The sequence below is a fragment of the Halolamina sp. genome, assembly GCF_036626355.1.
In the GTDB taxonomy this organism is placed as follows: Archaea; Halobacteriota; Halobacteria; order Halobacteriales; family Haloferacaceae; genus Halolamina.
The window spans coordinates 1-17,542 of record NZ_JAZKRY010000061.1 but is presented as its reverse complement, the minus strand read 5'-3'; the positions used below and the strand labels follow the sequence as shown (position 1 = coordinate 17,542).

General features: G+C 65.2%; 16 protein-coding genes and 1 tRNA gene. 8 read left to right on the top strand and 9 right to left on the bottom strand.

Annotation, left to right across the window (positions count from 1 at the left end; genetic code table 11):
- Positions 1-40: 40 nt before the first annotated feature.
- The 4 genes from V5A38_RS10450 to V5A38_RS10435 all read right to left on the bottom strand — a co-directional run bounded on the left by V5A38_RS10450 (position 41) and on the right by V5A38_RS10435 (position 3,886).
- A complete protein-coding gene (locus V5A38_RS10450) occupies positions 41-424 on the bottom strand; it encodes a hypothetical protein (RefSeq protein ID WP_332325705.1) in 384 nt (127 codons plus the stop codon).
- A complete protein-coding gene (locus V5A38_RS10445) occupies positions 417-1,955 on the bottom strand; it encodes a S8 family serine peptidase (RefSeq protein ID WP_332325704.1) in 1,539 nt (512 codons plus the stop codon). Before V5A38_RS10445 ends, V5A38_RS10450 begins: the two co-directional genes overlap by 8 nt.
- Positions 1,956-1,988: 33 nt before the next feature.
- Positions 1,989-2,600 carry a winged helix-turn-helix domain-containing protein gene (locus V5A38_RS10440; protein WP_332325703.1) on the bottom strand — a complete coding sequence of 204 codons (612 nt, stop codon included), beginning with the start codon at positions 2,598-2,600 and terminating at the stop codon, positions 1,989-1,991.
- 101 nt (positions 2,601-2,701) lie between these two features.
- Entirely contained in the window at positions 2,702-3,886 is a 1,185-nt protein-coding gene (locus tag V5A38_RS10435; protein ID WP_332325702.1) for an MFS transporter, read from the bottom strand.
- A 154-nt stretch (positions 3,887-4,040) separates the two neighbouring features.
- On the opposite strand from V5A38_RS10435, the gene V5A38_RS10430 reads away from it, so the two are divergent.
- The 5 genes from V5A38_RS10430 to V5A38_RS10410 all read left to right on the top strand — a co-directional run bounded on the left by V5A38_RS10430 (position 4,041) and on the right by V5A38_RS10410 (position 9,548).
- The gene (locus tag V5A38_RS10430; RefSeq protein WP_332325701.1) at positions 4,041-4,355 is read left to right on the top strand and encodes a hypothetical protein; all 315 of its coding nucleotides are present in this window, start codon (positions 4,041-4,043) and stop codon (positions 4,353-4,355) included.
- A 161-nt stretch (positions 4,356-4,516) separates the two neighbouring features.
- Complete coding sequence (locus tag V5A38_RS10425) at positions 4,517-5,533, top strand: AIR synthase family protein (RefSeq protein WP_332325700.1); 1,017 nt, start codon at positions 4,517-4,519, stop codon at positions 5,531-5,533.
- 55 nt (positions 5,534-5,588) lie between these two features.
- Positions 5,589-6,884, top strand: a complete 1,296-nt coding sequence (locus tag V5A38_RS10420; protein ID WP_332325699.1) for an MFS transporter — start codon at positions 5,589-5,591, stop codon at positions 6,882-6,884.
- A gap of 61 nt (positions 6,885-6,945) precedes the next feature.
- Complete coding sequence (gene kynU, locus V5A38_RS10415; protein ID WP_332325698.1) at positions 6,946-8,262, top strand: kynureninase; 1,317 nt, start codon at positions 6,946-6,948, stop codon at positions 8,260-8,262.
- An 83-nt stretch (positions 8,263-8,345) separates the two neighbouring features.
- Positions 8,346-9,548: an FAD-dependent oxidoreductase gene (locus V5A38_RS10410; RefSeq protein WP_332325697.1), complete on the top strand. Its 1,203-nt coding sequence runs from the start codon at positions 8,346-8,348 to the stop codon at positions 9,546-9,548.
- A 12-nt stretch (positions 9,549-9,560) separates the two neighbouring features.
- Here V5A38_RS10410 and V5A38_RS10405 read toward each other — a convergent pair whose 3' ends face one another.
- The 3 genes from V5A38_RS10405 to V5A38_RS10395 all read right to left on the bottom strand — a co-directional run bounded on the left by V5A38_RS10405 (position 9,561) and on the right by V5A38_RS10395 (position 12,694).
- Entirely contained in the window at positions 9,561-9,947 is a 387-nt protein-coding gene (locus V5A38_RS10405; RefSeq protein ID WP_332325696.1) for a hypothetical protein, read from the bottom strand.
- Positions 9,947-12,391 (bottom strand): penicillin acylase family protein, encoded by a 2,445-nt coding sequence (locus V5A38_RS10400; RefSeq protein WP_332325695.1) that lies wholly within the window; start codon positions 12,389-12,391, stop codon positions 9,947-9,949. The genes V5A38_RS10405 and V5A38_RS10400 overlap by 1 nt, the downstream gene beginning before the upstream one ends.
- 117 nt (positions 12,392-12,508) lie before the next feature.
- Positions 12,509-12,694, bottom strand: a complete 186-nt coding sequence (locus V5A38_RS10395; protein WP_332325694.1) for a DUF5786 family protein — start codon at positions 12,692-12,694, stop codon at positions 12,509-12,511.
- A gap of 113 nt (positions 12,695-12,807) precedes the next feature.
- On the opposite strand from V5A38_RS10395, the gene V5A38_RS10390 reads away from it, so the two are divergent.
- Positions 12,808-13,032, top strand: coding sequence for a DUF5795 family protein (locus V5A38_RS10390; protein WP_332325693.1), 225 nt, complete (start codon positions 12,808-12,810; stop codon positions 13,030-13,032).
- 48 nt (positions 13,033-13,080) lie between these two features.
- A tRNA-Trp gene (locus V5A38_RS10385) sits at positions 13,081-13,255 on the top strand.
- 146 nt (positions 13,256-13,401) lie between these two features.
- Here V5A38_RS10385 and V5A38_RS10380 read toward each other — a convergent pair.
- On the bottom strand, positions 13,402-14,511 hold the full coding sequence (locus V5A38_RS10380; RefSeq protein ID WP_332325692.1) for a membrane dipeptidase: 1,110 nt from the start codon (positions 14,509-14,511) through the stop codon (positions 13,402-13,404).
- 41 nt (positions 14,512-14,552) lie between these two features.
- Positions 14,553-14,780 (bottom strand): ATP-binding protein, encoded by a 228-nt coding sequence (locus V5A38_RS10375; RefSeq protein ID WP_332325691.1) that lies wholly within the window; start codon positions 14,778-14,780, stop codon positions 14,553-14,555.
- A gap of 810 nt (positions 14,781-15,590) precedes the next feature.
- Between V5A38_RS10375 and V5A38_RS10370 the strand changes: the two genes are divergently transcribed.
- Positions 15,591-17,324, top strand: coding sequence for a hypothetical protein (locus V5A38_RS10370; protein ID WP_332325690.1), 1,734 nt, complete (start codon positions 15,591-15,593; stop codon positions 17,322-17,324).
- Positions 17,325-17,542: the final 218 nt, after the last annotated feature.

Here is a 17,542-nt window from a genome sequence, read left to right as displayed (position 1 = left end):
GCAGTAATCACTATGAGCCCCTGGTCCATTCGTCACCGGGTCAGAGGAGCCCCTCCCCCAGCACAATGACCGAGAGGTTGTTCGCGAACACCCAGAGACCAGTTGCGAGCAGCAGCCCAAGCCAGAGTTCGATCAGATAGCCGTAGGGGCGCCGGAACCGGACGGGCGTCGCCACGTACGTCCGCATCAGCCCGTAAAAGAAGCCCACCGCGAGCACGACGACACCGAGATGGACCGCCAACAGCACCGCGAGTGGCTCACCAAGCAGAGACCTCATCAGGGGGTTCGCCTCGGCGTCGACGCCGACGACCGCCGCAGCGTACAGCGACGTGAGCAAGTCGACCGAGAGCAGCAGGAACAGCGCGACGGCGACCCACTCCCAGTACTCCGCCACCCGCTGCTGCACCGACGTGTGCTCAGTCACTGTCTCCCGTCCAAAGCATCGGCTCTCTCGTCGACCCGTCAGGAGCGACCTGCGGCGTCCGGTTCGTCTTCTCCTCGACGATCTCGGTATCCGAGTGACGCTCTTCCAGCGCTACAGACGTTGGGACCGGCTCGAATCCGTCACCGACCGTGTACGTCTCGTCTCCGTACGTTGCACGGAGCGGCCCGGTGAGAGGAGTCAGCTCATCGTCAGACACCGCCTTCACGGCGCCCGCAGTGTCGAGATAGAGCTGTCCGTTCATTCTGGTCGCGGTCTGCTGGAGCACCTGCTGGGCCCTGGTTGGCGTCAGACGCTCGTTCTCCGACAGCATCAGCGCGACCGTTCCGGCGACCAGCGGCGCCGCGGCGGAGCTCCCTCTGAGTTCGCCCGCGGCGGTCGTCCGGGCGACCTCTGGCGCCGAGATATCGAGTTTCGGCCCGGACGAGCTGTAGGGCTGTGGTTCCCCACTCACGCTATCGACGGCGCCCACGGCGATGACGCTCTCGGCCGTCGCGGGCGCGACCATCCCGCCCTCCTCACTCGTTTCCGCGAACGCGTGCTTTGCGGCGAACAGCTCCAGCGCCGTCCCGTTCGGGACTCCACTCCCCCGGACAGCGACGTAGTAGTTCCCACTCGGAAGCGTCGTGTCGATCGCTTCGGAGTGAGGGCCTGCCCCGAACTGGTTGCTCGCGGATTTCGCGACGAGGGTGTCCTCGCCGGTCGTGGCTCGGTAGAGATAGAGGTCGAAATCCGCGTCGCCCTCCCAGTAGAGCCGCAGGGAGCTGTGTCCTGCCAGTTTCCCGTCGCCGAGGTCGTTGTACGGTGTTTCGGGGGCGAACTCCACCCAGCCGTCGCCGCTGGCCGTGCCGGCCCAGTGACGGTTGGCGTAGTTCCCCGCAGAGGTGACGAAGACGACTCCCTGCTCCGTCGCGTCAGAGGCGACGTCGTTCAGTTGGCCCATTCCGTCTGCGTTGGCCGGGAAGTAGCTGGCGGCATCGACGACGACGTCCACGTCCTTCTCGAGGAGCCAGTCGACGGCCTCGGCGTAGCGCTCCGGCGTCGTTTCCCGGCCGACGTCCGCCAGATACAGCGCTGATTCCGGCGCGGTCCGGGCGACGGTTTCGGCAACGGCCGTATCGTGGGTGTTCTGGCCGAGCATCGTGTCGGCGCTGGACTGGATGGGGCCCTTGTTAGCGAACCGCTGGTGTTCGACGACGGACTCCCCCAGCGAGCGTTGGCTGGCGTCGAACTGGTTGCCGATGACGCCGACGGTAACCCCCTCACCGTCGACGCCGGCCCGGTGGAGCGACTCGAGGCGAGTGAGCGGCGGCGAGGAGTCACCAGCAGTAGGCTCGCTCGAGCGGCTCTCGGCTGGTATCCACTCGCTGCCGCCGGTCCGTTCCCACGATTCGCCACGCTCCACGTTCTCGAGTGCGGTATCGTCGATAGCCCCCGCGCCGGGAAGGGCGAAAGAGAGACTGCTCACGAGAATGATGACCACGAACACCACGATGCCGGTTCGGCTCTTCACGCCCACCACCCCAGGGACCAGCGCATCGTCCGGTCAGTCCTGGTTCCGGTGGTACTCCCAGGCAACGACGGTCAACACGACCAGTCCGCCGGCGAGAAACGCCACGCCGGGTGAGAGCACCCCGAGTAGTTCGCCGGTACTGCCGACAGAATCAGCGACCCGGGGACTGGACGGGCCGCTGACACCGGGAGTTCCTGCGCCGAAGGCGAAGTGGACCAGGAGACTGCCGAGGACGAGCGCCACCGCGGCACTGATGAACTGCCGGAGCGAGGAGAGGAAGGAGCTCCGCTCTTCGCTGTCGCCGACACAGACCACCAGCGACTCGTTGACCGGCGAGTAGACCTTCATCTCGCGGCCTTTGACCGAGTAGCGGGTCTCTGTCGCTTCGATCAGGTCAGCCTCCGCCAGGTTGTTCAGGTGGTGACGGACGTTCTGGAGCGACGTGTCGACCTCCTCGGCCAGTTCGGAGGCGGTGCGGGGCTCCTCGTGGAGCGCGGTGAGCACCGAGCGGGCGGTGTCAGAGGAGAGCGAACCGATGAGCGTCTCCGCCTCGTCGTCGTCGAGCCAGAGCAGCCTGGTCCCTCCATCCTCATCCGCCTCGCCGGCGGAAACCGCACTCGATTCGGAGGGGAGTAGGCCGGACATGAACAGATGTTACACATCCAAAGTAAAAACCCTTCGGCCATTTTATGCAGGAGTACAGCGAGTGAGCCGACAGATGATAACCGCGTTATTTACCGGCGCCTTCAGTTCGTCGGCGCAGGTGAGCCCGTCGGCACCACCCCGATTACCCAGACGGCAAGCAGCACGAGGATGAGCGCCGCAAGCCCGGCCGCGGCCACCGAAAAGACCGTATCGAACGCGTATCCCGCACCGCGGAGCGAACCCACGATTCCAGAGCCCATGGACTCAAGCAGGAGTGCGACGCCGCTGAACACCGCGTAGGCGCTGGTTCGATCAGCCGCAGGTAGTGTCCCGAGCATGTATGTATCGATGGCCGGGAACAGCCCGTGGATCACGAGGCCGAGAAGGGCGGTCGCGATCGCGATGGCGACGAGGGAGTCGGCCAGAAGCAAGGCGATCAGCGCGAGGAGAAAGCCGGCGTTGATACCGAGCAGATACGGGACGTGGCGCAACCGGTCGGCCAGTCGGCCTGAAAGCCAGAACGCGGGGACGCCAGCGGTAAACACCAACGTGAGCAGCGAGTTCGCCGTCGAGAGGGTCAGCCCCTTCGCCTGAGTGAGATACGGGACGTAGAAGTTGAACACCCCTTGCCAGACGAGCCCCGCGCCGGCGACGAACGCGGTGCCGGCGACGATGACTCGCCAGTGACCCAGCGCGGCCGTAAACTTCCGCTCGCCCGCGGGCGGCGTGGGAACCGACTCAGGGTGGCGCCGGACGAGATGGACCAGCGTCAGCGTCGACAGCCCGGCGGCGACGGCGAGAAACCAGAACGTGTACCGCCAGGAGAGCGTCGCGAGGAAGACGAGCACGAGGCCCGGTGCGAGCACGGCGGCCAGTTGGCTCGCCGTGCCGTGGATACCGACCGCCCGCCCGCGCTGGCCCGGGAGCAGTTCGCCGACGAGCGGGATTGCGGCGACGAAGTAGACCCCCGAGGCGAGGCCGATAACGAACCCACCGATGCGTAGCGTCAGCAGCGAGTCGGCGGCGCCCGTGGCGGCCGCGGCGACAGCGAGTAGCCCGCCCGTGGCGAGTACGACTCGTTCACGGCGGACCCGGGTGAGCAGGTAGCCCGCGGGAAGCCGCGGCACCGCCGAGCCCACCCAGACGAGCGTCGTCACCGTCCCGATTGCCGCGGGGCCGACGCCGAACGCCGCCTGAAGCGGGTCCACAAGCGGCGCAAACGCCACCCGTCCGAAGTTGACAAAGAAGACCAGCCCGCAGAGTGTCCCGAAGAGCCGTCGCGTCACAGTTGATGGAGGGGACGCCGGACGGCATGCGTTTCGGTCTCCGTGCACAAACCGACCTTTAGAAGCCCCCAATCGCCCGCTGTCGGCGGTCGCCCATAGCCACGAGCGCCAGCGGCGCCGGACCGGAGCCATCCCCGGTGGGAAACGCGCGACTGTGTCGACGCCGAAGGTCGCCGCGGTGGTTGGGAGCCGTCTCGAGAAGAATCAGACGACGGCGTTCGACGTTGCGTTCTACGTCCGGGTCGACCTCTTGGCGAGCGGCGGCGGCACTGTCCCCGTCACGCTGGACACACTGGTGCGCCCCTTCGAGACGGAGACGTTCTGCAACGAGGGCAGGAGCGACGCCGTCGGACACGCCAACAGAAACTGTGCTGAGACGGTAACTCTGGGGCATCGCCGACCGAAACTGACGGCGGAATTTTCTCAGAGACGGGGCGGTACTGAGCGATCTGCATCGAGAATCGGGTAGCCTTCGCGACATTGGGACAGCCAGTGGCGCCACGAGTAGCTGTCGGGCATCCGTCCGCCACGCGACTGGCGCCGCTTGGCCCGGTCGAAGCAATGCGGATGCACCCATCCACGACGAGCCATCCCGGCAGGAATATGCCGCCGCGACCCCGACGCCGCCCCATGACCGACCGCGGGAAAGTCGATCGCTCGTTTTTCGCCCAGCACGTCGCGCCGCGGCTCGGCGCCGCCCGCGAGGACGTGGGGCAGGGACCGGCTCACGGCGTCGATTTCGCCACCCTCGACCTCGGTGAAACGGGGCTGGCACTCGCCACCGACCCGATCTCGGTTCTCCCGGGGCTGGGATTCGGGCGCGCAGGGCGATTCGCGCTCCACATCGTGCTGTCGGATGTCGCAGTAAGTGGCCATCTCCCGACCCATCTCGCCATCTCGCTCGCACTGCCGGAGTCGACGACGACCGAGCAGTTCGACGCGCTCTGGGGCGCCATCGACGAGGAGTGCCGAGCGCTTGGGACCAGCATCGTCACAGGGCATACCGCCCAGTATCCCGGCTCGTCGTACCCTTGGGTCGGTGCCGCGACCGCGATGGCCGTCTGTGACCCCGGCAACGTCGTCAGACCCGACGGCGCGCGGCCGGGCGACCGCCTGCTCGTCACGCGCGGCCCGGCCGTCGAAACGACCGGGCTGTTCGCCTCGCTCTACCCCGAGGAGTTGGGCGAGCGTGGACTCGACGCCGACACCGTCGCCGAAGCCGCCCAGCGCCTGGAGGAGGTTCGACTGGTCCGCGACGCCGTCACCGCAGCCGAAGTCGGCCACGTGACAGCGATGCACGACGCGACCGAAGGCGGGCTGCTGGGCGCGTTCAGCGAGATGGCCGCGAGCGCGGGCGTGCGGTTCGAGGTGACGGCGGACGATATCCCGATACGACCAGGTGTCGAACCGGTCTGTGACGCGCTCGGCGTCGACCCGTGGGCGGTGACCACCGCCGGAACGCTGGTCATTGCCGTGGCCCCCGAGGACTCGGAGACGGTCATCACGGCGCTCGAGGCGCGAGGCACGCCGGTCGGCGTCGCCGGCGATGTGGCCGACGGGAGTGGTGTTTCCTTCCGTGGCGAGGAGTGGACAGACCCACCCCGGGACCCCTCCTGGGACGCGTACGCGGACCTCGCCGGAGAGTAGCGCGTCACTGGCCGGCTTCGCAACCCACATATTCCCGTCCCTCCCAGCGTTGCGCGTGTCACGACTGGGCGCCATGCTCGGCGAGGACGCCGACGTGCTGGAGAACCGGAACTTCCAGCTCCTGCTGCTGGGGAGCCTCATGTCCCCGATCGGCGGGTCGGCCGTCTCACCGGTTCTCGATACGCTTGCCAGTCCGTACGGCGTGGACGCTGCCCGCATCTCGCTGTTCATGGCGGTCTACACCGCGCCGGCGATCGTCCTCATTCCACTCGTCGGCCTGCTTTCGGACCGTATCGGCCGGCGGCCCGTGCTCGCTGCTGGGCTGGCGCTCGTCGGTCTCGCAGGGATCGGGCTCCCGCTGACGACGGATTTCCGCGTCGCACTCGCGCTCCGCGCGCTCCAGGGGGTCGGCTACTGCGGTATCGGCCCGGTGCTGATCACCAGCGTCGGCGACATCTTCTCGGGCGACCGCGAGGCGACAGCACAGGGGGTTCGGTTCACCGTCGTCAGCATCGCACTGGGCGGGTTCCCGCTGCTCGCCGGCATCCTCGTCGGGGTCTCCTGGCGCGCGCCGCTCTTTCTCTTCGCTGCCACACTCCCCGTCGCGGGCGCGGTCTGGCTGTTCATGAACGAGCCGACCACGGAGCGCAGCGAGACCGAAGCGCGTACTGATGGCGGTGAGACTGAGGAATCGACCGGCGAGTCGGATGCTGGTGAGGCTGCCGGCGGCGGGAACGAACCCGTGCTCCGGGAGCTGCTCCAGCGACCCGGACTCATCGCTCTGCTCGTCGGGCGAGGGACGCCCGGCCTGCTCTGGTTCGCCTTCCTCAGCTACGCCTCGGTTATCGTCGTGCGCCTGCTGGGCGGGACGCCTGCGGGCGCGGGCGCGCTCGTCGCGGTGGCCAGCGCCACTGCCGGTGTCGGGAGCACGCAGGTCGGCCGGCTCAGCGCCGCCAGCGACTCCCGGTTCGCGCCGATGGTCGGAACTGGCGCCGTCGCGGGCGTCGGCGTCGCCGTCATCGCGCTTGCCCCCTCGCTCCTTGTCGCGGGCATCGGCTCGGCGGTGTTCGGCGCCGCCTTCTCCATCGTGCTCTCGCTCTACCGCAGCACCATCACCACTCGCTCGCCAGCCGCGGTCCGGGGAACGGTCGTCTCGCTCGGTGAATCCGTGGGCCGGCTCGGGAGCACACTCGGCCCCGTGTTGACTGCGGGGGTCATCGCACTCGGAACGGCCGCGCTCGGGTTCGAGGACGCGGTCCGACTCGCGCTCATTTCGACGGTGGTCCTGAGCGTCGGCCTCTCTGCCGGCTGTCTGGTTGTCGCCTCGCGGGCCGGGACGCTCACCGACTGAGGCGGCTCTCGTGGGCGAGGGACGTGGGAACGCCTTTGACAGCTCGCGCCTACCCGTCTCTATGAGCGTCTTCTCCGTAACCCGTGCGGCCGCCGCCGCCCGCGACGAGCAGGACCCGCTTGCCGAGTTCCGTCAGCGGTTCGACGTCCCGGGCGAGCAGTATATGGACGGGAACTCGCTGGGCCCGATTTCGACCGACGCCGAACGCACGCTCGACCGGGTTGTCGACGAGTGGCGCGAGCGCGGTATCGAGGGCTGGACCGAGGGCGAACAGCCCTGGTGGGGCTACGCCGAGTATCTCGGCGAGCGGCTCGCGCCCTACGTCGGCGCCGACGCCGAGGAGGTGGTCATCGCCAACTCGACCACCGTGAACATCCACACCCTCATCGGGACGTTTCTGGACCACGTCGCCGACACGCCCGGCGCAGTCGAGGACTCGCCAGTTGCAGCCTCGGGGACCGTCGTCGTCGCCAACGAACTCGACTTTCCGACCGACCACTACGCGATTCGTGCGCAGTTCGAGCAGCGCGGCCTCGACCCCGACGACCATCTTCGACTGGTCGAGAGCCGGGACGGCCGCACCATCGACGCCGAGGATATCGCGGCGGCGATGGACGAGGACGTGGGGATTCTGTTCATGCCCACGGCGCTCTACCGCTCGGGACAGCTGTTCGACGTCGCGCATCTGACCGACCTCGCCCACGACCACGGCGCCCTGGCGGGGTTCGACGCCGCCCACTCTGTCGGCGCAGTGCCACATGCGTTCTCCGAGGCGGGCGTGGATTTCGCGGTCTGGTGTTCCTACAAGTATCTCAACGCCGGACCGGGCGCCATCGCCGGACTCTACGTGAACGAGCGCCACCACGGACTGACCCCGGCGCTGCCGGGCTGGTGGGGCAACGAGAAGGAGAGCCAGTTCGACCTCGCGATGGAGTACAGCCCCGAGCAGTCGGCCGGGGCGTGGCAGATCGGCACGGTTCCGATGCTCTCAGCGGCGCCGCTGGAAGGCTCGCTGGACCTGCTCGACGAGGCCGGTATCGAGCGAGTTCGAGAGAAATCCCTCGAACTGACCACGTTGCTGCGGACGCTTGTCGAGGAGCTCGCCGACGCGGGCTACGGGTACCGGATCGGAACGCCACGAGCCGACGAACGCCGCGGCGGCCACGTCGCCGTCGAGCATCCGGACGCGGACCGGGTGAGCCAGGCGCTGCGTGAGCGCGGCGTCGTCGTCGACTACCGGCCGCCGAACGTCGTCAGAATCTGTCCGGCGCCGCTGTACGTCGGCTTCGAGGACGTCTACGACGTCGCCAACGCGCTCCAGGCAGTCATCGACGACGGCGCTCACGAAGCGTTCACCGCGAGCGAAGGCGTGTCGTAGTCCGGCCAGCGAGCCGCCGCAGGCAGTTCGAAAGCGAATGCCCCCTTGAACACCGTTTTCACCACGCGGCGAGTAATATCCGTATGGATGTTCTCGTGCTCGGTGGCGGCTACGCCGGCCTTCTCGTGACCAAGAAACTCGAGCGGCGGCTCCCTGCAGAGGCGACGCTCGAACTCGTGGACGACACGGGCGAGCACCTGGTACAACAGGAACTCCACCGGGCGGTACGGAACCCGAGATACGTCGACAAGATCGCGATCCCACTCACGGAACTCACCGACTGGGCGACGGTTCGGGAGGCCCGGGTGACAGCTGTCGACCGACCGAGTCGGACGGTGTCGCTCGCCGACGGCGAGACGCTCGAATACGATTACTGTGTGGTCGCGCTGGGCTCTGAGACGGCCTACTACGGAATCCCGGGCGTCGAGGAGCACGCCACGCCGCTGAAGCGCCTGGAACACGCCGCGACCATTCGTCAGGAGTTCCAGGGCGTCATCGACCAGTACGGCCACGGCGACCCGGCGACCTGCGCCGACCCGGAACACGGCACGGTGGTCATCGCGGGCGCCGGGCTCTCAGGCATCCAGGTTGCCGGCGAGATGGCGACGATGGCGCGAGAACACGATGCCGGAGCGGCTATCGACATCCTGCTGCTGGAGCAGATGGACACCGTGGCGCCGAACTTCCCCGAACATTTCCAGCGAGCGGCGCGAACGACACTCGAGGAGAACGATGTCGACGTTCGAACCGGGAGCACAGTCACCGCGGCCGACGGACAGGAAATCACGGTGAAGCAGGGCGAAGTGCTGCAGTACGATCAGTTCATCTGGACCGGCGGCATCCGCGGCGGCGAGGCGCTGGACGGCAAGCGGCCGAAGGTTCGGGGTGACCTGCGACTGGACAGCCGGACGTTCGCGCTCGGCGACGCAGCACGCATCATCGACGCTGACGGCGAGCCCGTGCCTGCGAGCGCTGCCGCGGCCGTGCGTGCGACGGAGACGGCCGCGAGGAACGTGCTCGCCGCTATCGAGGCGGGGGGTACCGGGTTCGTCAACTTCGAGCAGTGGAACTGGGAGTCTCCGGGGTGGCTCGTCTCCGTCGGCGACGATGCCGTCGCCCAGATCGGACCGGAGGTGTTCACCGGCCCGGTGGCCAACGCAATCAAATCCGCCGTCGGCGTCACCTATCTCGCCGAGCACGGCTCGCTCCGGCGCGCGCTGGGCGTGCTCAGAGAGGAGGTGGAGGACTCTGGCGAGTTCGGGCGTTTTCTGAAAGAACAGCTCTGAGGAGGGACGTGGCTACACCAGTCCACGAGTGAGGCTCCCCAGAAGCGGGAGCACGAGTGCGGTCGCGACGGCGACTGCGACGATTTCTCCGGTCGCGATTGCGGTCCCGAGAGCACCCTGAACTGCGAGCCTCGCGCCGAACACCGCCAGTGTGAACAGACCGAAGCCCAATCCGCCGAGCAGTCCGGTCGACAGTCGTCGCTGTGGGAGCGCCGTGAGCGCACCGCCGACCAGCAGCCCGATCGGGTGGACTACCGCGAACGCCAGCCCGGCGAAGATGGCCACGTTCGTGGCCCACCGGCGGCGGGACGGGGTGTTCCGGAGCCACTGCAAGGTTTCTCGGAGCTCCGCGGGGCGGGGAGCTTCGGACTCGTCGCCGTCGCCTCTGGCATCGCTCATCAGCGGTCACCCCCGAACTCGACGGCGACCTCGCCGTCCGGACCGAGCCCCATTGGTTTGTACGCCGTCTCCGCCCAGCGGTGGAGTTGGTCGGCGTAGTCGTCCGAGAACGCGGAGCCGTCGTTGCCCCCTGGGAGGATGCAGGCCGACTCGGTATCGTTCTGGGGGCAGACCTGCCGCCAACTGCTTCCGGCGCTGGATTCTTTGCGGAAGTTGTTGAGCGTCGCCCCGGAGCCGTCGGTCGGATAGCGCGGGTAGTTCAGAAATCCCCGGTCGAATGGGTGGTCGATAGCCGTGACGTTGTAGTCTCCGTACGTCTCCCAGCCCGCCGAGTCTAGTTCCTCCAGCGCCCGAGAGAGCGCCCTGGTGACGGCTGCATTCCGGCCATCGGGGAACCATGCCCCGTCCTGGTCGAGGCCGGCGAGCACCCAGTCGTTGCCGAAATACGCCGAAGGGTCACGACGTTCGTCGAGCCCCGCAGCTTCGAGCCGCGGGCGGAACACCACGTCACGGTAGTGCGGCAGGAAGCGACTGAACACGAGCGCCGCTTCGGAGTCGCGGGTCATCCGGTAGTCCCAGTCGGCGAGGCGCTCCAACGCGGCAGCCACCTCGCCCTCGGCGACGGCAGAGGCCTCCAGCAGCAGCGGCACGAACCGTTCGGCGCGGACGCTGTACACGTCATCCTGTAGCTCCTGCATGAACTCGTGGGTGACAGGGTCCGCACCCGCGGCGCGGTCCTCGAGCCGTTCCCAGAGCCGCATCCCGCGGAACGGTGTCGCATACCCCTCCGAGAGGTAGTACGGGTATGCCTCGGGGTCGACGACACGCTGGTTTGCAGTCCCGAGGTAGCCGGGGTTCCGGACTGCAGGCATCTCCTCGAACGGGATGAAGCCACGTCCCTCGCCGCCGGCACCTGATTCGGCGTCCCAGTCAGAGGCCCCGAAGGGAGTGAACCCGTTCCACTCGCCGTCCATCGCGGAGCCGTCGAACGTGCGGGTGCCACGTACCATCTCGCCGTCAGTCCGGCGGATCGGGACCTTCCCGATCACTCTGAAGAGCGTCTCGCCGTCGCGGCCGGCGTAGACACAGCATTGGGTGGGCAGGTCGAACGTCCGGAGCGCCGCTTCGAAGGCGTCAGTGCTCTCGCTCCGGTTCATCGCCCGCACGCTCTCGGTCGTTCGAGTCGCCGTGTGGCCGGTCCACGCCACGCCAACCTCCGTCCGGAGTTCGTCGCCGTCACTCTCTGCGCCGAGAAGGACACCGTGGGTCGTTCGTTCGACGACCACGTCGCGGTCCTCGCCGTCGGCGACGGTGATGGTGCGGGGAACGCGCTCGACGTCTCGCCACCCGTCTCCGTACCGGTACTGGCGGCTCTCGCCCTCACCCCGAAACTCGTACTCGTAGAAATCGATAACGTCGGCGCCAGCGTTCGTGAACCCCCACGCACCACCGGCATTCTCGCCGATGACGACGAAGGGGACGCCCGGAAACGTGACGCCGCGGGCGTCGAGACCGGGGGCGTGGATGCTCTGCTCGTACCAGACCGGCGGCGCCATCAGCGAGAGGTGGGGGTCGTTGGCCATCGTTGGCCGGCCGCTCTCGGTGTACTCGCCACCCACGACCCAGGAGTTCGACCCGACATCCGGTGAAGACGCGAACCCCGAGAGCCACTGTTCGAGCACCGGGTCAGTCGGTCGCGGGTCAGGGTCGACTGGGTCCGGATTCGAACGAGCAGCGGCCGACCCACCGGCCCTCCGTTCCCGGCCGAAAATGACGGCGTCGTGGTCGAGCAGCCGGGGCATGAGCGTGTCCGCGGCGTCCGTCCCCATCGCCGCCGCGAGCGTCTCTTTCCGGAGCGTGCGGAAGCTCCCCGTGAGCCCCCACGAGATCTGTTTCTCGGCGAGCATCGTGTCGACCGGCTGCCAGGGGGCAGGCTCGTAGTCGACCAGTTCGAACTCCGGTGGCAGGTCGTCCAGATGCTGGTTGACGCCGGCCGCGAACGCCTCCACGAGTTCGCCCGTTTCGGTTCCCCGGAGCTCCGCCCAAGTTGCCCGGGCGGCACCGAGAAAATCCATCCGGACGTGAAAGCGATCAGACCCGAGCGCACGCTCGCCGAACACGGCCGAGAGCTCTCCGCGCATCACGCGGCGCTGGAGGTCCATCTGGAACAGCCGGTCAGCCGCCTGCGCGTAGCCGGCGGCGAACGCCGCGGCGGCCTCCGTCTCCCCCTCGACGTGTGCGACGTGTTCGTCGTCGTAACGCAGCGTCGCCGCGCCGAACTGGCTCTCGACACTGTCCGGCAGTTCGCCGTCGGCGGTTTCCCAGAATCCGCCCGAAAGTGGTGCGAAGCGGGAGAGATAGCCGCTGGGGTCCGCGACAGTGCCAGCCGCGCCGCCGCCGAGGAACAGGCCGATCACGGCCCGTCGGCTCGTCTCCCGATCCATGTGATAGGGCTGCAGACGATTCGGGATAAACGTTCCTACAGGTTGAGTGTTGTACCGAGCGGGCGCTCCCTGACAGCTGTGATAAACACGGAATAACAACCGATGCCGTCTCCGGAGTTACTCGTCGTCTTCGTCGTCATCGCGCATCTGCTCGAGCTTGCCGACGAGCTCGTCTGTCGACTCAGTGGACTCGAACGAGAGGTTGCCCTCCTCTCCACCGTCCACATCGACCCCCTCCTTCTCGTCGTCCTCGTCGAGGTTCTGGTTCTCCTGCTCGGATTCGTCGTAGCTACCAAATCCCATACTAAATAAAAGGATGTGGAGGGCAATAACACTGTGGGCTTGCGGACGCTGTGCCAACCGTCACCACCAGTCTCGACCGACAGGGCTTACAGCATCGGGTTCCAGCGACCAGTATGAGCAATCGCGTCGTGCAGGGTCGCATGGTGACGCCCGAATCACTGGCAGAGATGGTCGAGGGCGAGAAAGTACTGGAGGCCGAACCCATCGAGGACGCCGACCGAGCGTGCCCGGAGTGTGACGGCGACGTCATCAGCGTCGGCTACATGCCGAGCGTGACGTCGTTCGTGACGGCGTACAAATGTCAGGAGTGTGATTGGGCCGAGGTCGACCGGGACTGACCCGGACCGAAATCCCTTTACGCCGTAGTGGTGTAGCCAGAAGCGCAAGGGGACGTGGCCAAGCCCGGGATGGCGACTGACTCCAGAGGCCACGCGCCCGGTGACGAACTCCAGCTGATATACCGAGTCGGCGACTGATCATCGCCGGCGATGACGACCCTCTGGAGGACCGAGGCGCACCGGAGATATCAGTCGATCGGGGGTTCAAATCCCTCCGTCCCCACTTCTACTACTGCGAGCTATTTTGCGAGCGGCTGCAACGTGTCGGCGGTAGAATTTGAAGCAGAGAGTGGCCCAAAGCGGAACGACCCTGCTTCAACATTCCTCGGTCTCCACTTCCCTTCTCGGAGGATAACCGACAGATAGTCCTCAGTTCCCTCGCTCAACCCGCTCCCAGAAGTCGAGGAAGTTCCCACCGAGCATCCCCTCTACCTCCGATTCAGTGAACCGTTCTTCCAGGCCACGGCGAATGACGTTCCAGTCAGTGTAGCGCTGCATCGGGCCGAATCCTTCGCCAAGTTCGACTTCGTGTTCCTCGCGGAAGCCGACCGATTCGAGCACCTCCATCATGCCGTCGCGGAGTTGGCTCGGATAGTCCGCGTCGACCGAACTGAAATCGGAGCCGATGCCGACCCGATCGGGGCCCAGAATGGATACCGCGTGTTCGAGGTGATCGAAGAAGATATCGAAGTCGTAGGAGTCCTGTTTCTCAGTGAGGAAAAAGGGCACCGCGACGATGCCCATGTAGCCATCTACGTCGGCGAGTGCTTCGAGCTCCTCGTCAGATTTGGCTCTGTCGTGTTCGTAGACGGTCTCACAGCACGAGTGGGTGATTGCGACCGGCGATTCGGAGTGCTCGATCCCGTCGAGGGTGGTTTGCTTGCCGCAGTGAGATAGATCGACAATCGCGTCGAGGTCGTTCATCCGTTCGACCACGGTGAGTCCGTGATTGGACAGCCCACCGTCGGACCGGTCAGTACATCCCGTTCCCACGAGGTTCTGTGAGTTGTACGTAAGTTGCATGATGCGGACGCCGGCGTTGTAGAGCTGCTCGACTTTCTCGATATCGCCCTCGATCGCCTCGCCGAGGTTCTGCGTATTCAGGACGATCCCGACCTCGTCGTTCCGCGCGACTCCTCGAGCCTGTTCAGGTGAGGTGACTTTCTGCAGCCACCCAGCGCTGTCGAATTTCGCCGTCCATCGCTCGAGGTCTCGGAGGAGGCCGTCTCGGTAGGACAGTCCAGGATCACTGCTGAGCAGCGTCACACTCGCCAGGCTGACCCCCGCTTCGTCGAACGCATCACGAAACGTCTGTCTGAACGACGTGGAATGTCGGAACTGACGCACAGTTTCCTCGGTGAGTGCGTCGGACGCAGCCCCGGCATCCACCGTTTCTAACGCGTTCTCCAGCTCGTTCAGCACTGCGTCGTTGACGACCCAGGGCGCGCCCGCGCTATAGTCGAACACAGGTTCGGTCATAGGTCTCTGTTTTGGAATCATCGGTATAATTTCATGCCCCTCTATGAACGGGCGTCCGCAACCGGCTGGACGATGGACACGTCGTAGCCAGTCCCGGTCACGGCCGAGCTGTAGTCGAGATGGAACACTTGCTCGGCCTCGCTCTGGGGGATGTGTGATCCGTTGTCCTCGACGAAGACGCCCGAGCAAGCCTCTGGGTCGGCCCCGCCGACAGTGACGTATTCGTCGTGTTCGCTGGCGTTCCCGAGGGGTTCGGAGAGACTCGCCACGCGATTCTCGATGCGGCACGGCGGGATGGCGAAACGTTCCTCGAAGCGTGGGCAATCGGCCAGCCCCTGCCGATGCCGAGCAACGCGTCGAAACGAACGACGTGGGGGCAATTATCTGCGCAATTAAACATCCAACACTCGGTATCGCTGGTGTGAGCGATGGCTTCTCGACTGGCTATTCGGGAACTGACTGCGGAGGATGCCTGGAGCCCGCTATCGCTGAAATGAATGGGACGAGTAGACACCGTTCAGGAGCGGATCACCCCTGGAAGGCACGTGTTGAACCGTGTTGGCGTACCGGACGATTCCTCGCCCCGGATTTGGTGTTCTTCATTCGGGTCGGGGACGAGCGAGCGCCCGACGGGACCGACATCGAATGCGTCGAAAATCATCGAATATCCGGCTACCCACTCTCCCGCTGCTCCACGTTGCTCAGCGAGGGGAGATTCGCAACACAATTCGACGAAGCGGGGCAGGTTTGGAGCATTCAGACGCCAGGAACCGAGAGATGTTGGGACTTTCCCAAGCCCCGATATAACGGATCGTTGGCTATCGAGGGAGAAGCCTACCCAAATACATAAGGATATTTTTATAAGAATAGTTATGAAGTGTGGGACCATCTACCACCCATAGATGGACCCAGAAAGACCGTATCGTTCAGAGCGAGATTTGGTGGCTGCTGGAACCAGCCGTCGGCAGATACTCACTGCAAGCGGGCTCGTAGCCGTCGGTGCGCTCAGTGGCTGCCTCGATAGAGTCGCGAGCGCGACGACTAACATGGGTGCATCCCCAGCAGCACCGTTCGCAGGCATGGGCGAGTACACGGGCCCATCACCTGCAGGTGAACCCACCGTGTACAAATTGGCCCCGACTGTCTCCGCAGATGTCGGACCCGTCTCCGACGAAATCGAACTCGAAGCGTGGGTAACCGCAACCGCTATCGCAGCCACCTGTTGCTTCGACTACGACGGAGACGACGATAGTGGAAGCAACCGGGCCAACTACAACAATAGTCGGAGCAACAAATCGAAAATCCGCGGACCGGGCGACGCCGACTCGGACGACGACGGAGTCGACGACACAGTCGAACTCCGCTCGAAAGCTCTGAACCTAGAGAACCAACTGCTCTCTCAGACGAAAGCAGCAGCCGACTCAATCAGTAAGCGCTCTGCACGCAAAGGACCTCGCGGCCTCGCAGACATGGGCGACACCATCGAAGACATACAGGCCACGCTCGAACGCTGCGCTGATGATGTTTGCGTGACTGTACGGAATCACGCAGACGACAGATGGAGTCTGACTCAGCAGGCCGCCGAGCACATCGAAAACGGCGAGTGGGACAGTGCTGCCGAAGCCGTCGAAAAAGTCAAAACAATTGTTGAAGGTGACATTGACCTGCTCGAATCATCCTTGAAAGATACAAGCGCCTCAGAAGGGACCGGAGAAATCCTCCTTGAGGAAGGTCGGGACATGGGCCTGATGCGTGAAGCCAACGAGGACGATATCAAAGGACTGTACGAGTACCTCGCTGGCGAACCCATACTCAGCGAGCAGTTCACCATCACGGTCCCTGACGCCCGTCTCTCCGGCGGGGGTAACGACATCATCATCGGCGATTATCTCTTGCCTCGTCACATCATCGAGTACGTGACTGGGCGAGCCGACGACGACGGGCACGTCTACGCGTGGGGGGACTCTAAGCGGTCGTCCAGCAGCCCCATCTACGAGGGGGACGCGCGAGGCGGTGAGAACGCGATTCACCGTGGCTCACTCATGAACCCCGGTGGCGACGACGAGTCCCCGCTCTACAACTCGGACGTGTTCCAGTCTGCCCTCTCTGGACCAGTTGACACGGGAGTTCACCTCGAAGCGCACGTAGTCGACGGGAGAATCACTGTTCGCCCCGTGAACGACCCACCGCAGGCTACGGAGACGACACCAGCTCTCGCGGTCAGTGCAGATGGGTCGTCTTTCGACCCCGTTAACTTCGACGAGTGGGGTTCCGAAACTGGTGAGAGTTCGACCACGTCGACGCTTGTGTGCCCGATTATGGTCGCGCCGCCGGACTGTCCGATACCGTTCCCTGCGCTGTTGTACGTGCGCCGCTGTAAGCACGCTGACCAGTACATCTACACGGGTGGGTGGGTCATCGACGATGGCAGTCTCTACGAGAATTCGGTCACACTCGTAAATGTGGAGGGCCCGACGGAAGTCATCGGTGTTGGGGCTGGTGATTTGGATGGAGATGGGTACGGTGACGTGATGGCCCGCAGCCTGTCGGGAGACCGAGAGCGGCGCGGCTCGCGACTGTTCGATGGGACAGTTTCGGATGCGGTTGCCGAGGGTGTACTTTCAGAAGGGCAAGGTAATGACAGAGTGGTTCGAAAGCGGCCGGGGCGAACGAAGGCCCAAGAAGAGGGGACTAACGATGATGTTCCTGTGGTGATTGCTCAGCAAGGCCGACTTGTCCACTTTACGGGGACGCAGGCGTCTGATACGGTGAAGTTCAAAGCAGGGGCAGAACTCTCGAAGAGCGTCAACTGAGCCGCCTCCGCTCAGCGACTCTCCCGTTGTTCCACTTTGTTCAGGTAGCTGAAATCCATAACCGGTTCTCCTGAAAATAGGGAGTATCTCAAATTCAAGAGTGTCGTTATCGATGGCTAAAGTCACTGAAACGCATTTGCTTATAAACACGCGATGATGGTGATATGTAAGGAGTCCAGCGAGGCCCGCTCAAACGAACCGAATCGTTCTGTACAGCC

Coding starts and splice junctions, on each gene's coding strand:
- V5A38_RS10440 (WP_332325703.1), bottom strand. CDS start 2,600: ATGTCCGGCCTACTCCCCTCCGAATCGAGTGCGGTTTCCGCCGGCGAG.
- V5A38_RS10425 (WP_332325700.1), top strand. CDS start 4,517: ATGACCGACCGCGGGAAAGTCGATCGCTCGTTTTTCGCCCAGCACGTC.
- kynU (WP_332325698.1), top strand. CDS start 6,946: ATGAGCGTCTTCTCCGTAACCCGTGCGGCCGCCGCCGCCCGCGACGAG.
- V5A38_RS10410 (WP_332325697.1), top strand. CDS start 8,346: ATGGATGTTCTCGTGCTCGGTGGCGGCTACGCCGGCCTTCTCGTGACC.
- V5A38_RS10405 (WP_332325696.1), bottom strand. CDS start 9,947: ATGAGCGATGCCAGAGGCGACGGCGACGAGTCCGAAGCTCCCCGCCCC.
- V5A38_RS10400 (WP_332325695.1), bottom strand. CDS start 12,391: ATGGATCGGGAGACGAGCCGACGGGCCGTGATCGGCCTGTTCCTCGGC.
- V5A38_RS10395 (WP_332325694.1), bottom strand. CDS start 12,694: ATGGGATTTGGTAGCTACGACGAATCCGAGCAGGAGAACCAGAACCTC.
- V5A38_RS10390 (WP_332325693.1), top strand. CDS start 12,808: ATGAGCAATCGCGTCGTGCAGGGTCGCATGGTGACGCCCGAATCACTG.
- V5A38_RS10380 (WP_332325692.1), bottom strand. CDS start 14,511: ATGACCGAACCTGTGTTCGACTATAGCGCGGGCGCGCCCTGGGTCGTC.
- V5A38_RS10370 (WP_332325690.1), top strand. CDS start 15,591: ATGGGCGAGTACACGGGCCCATCACCTGCAGGTGAACCCACCGTGTAC.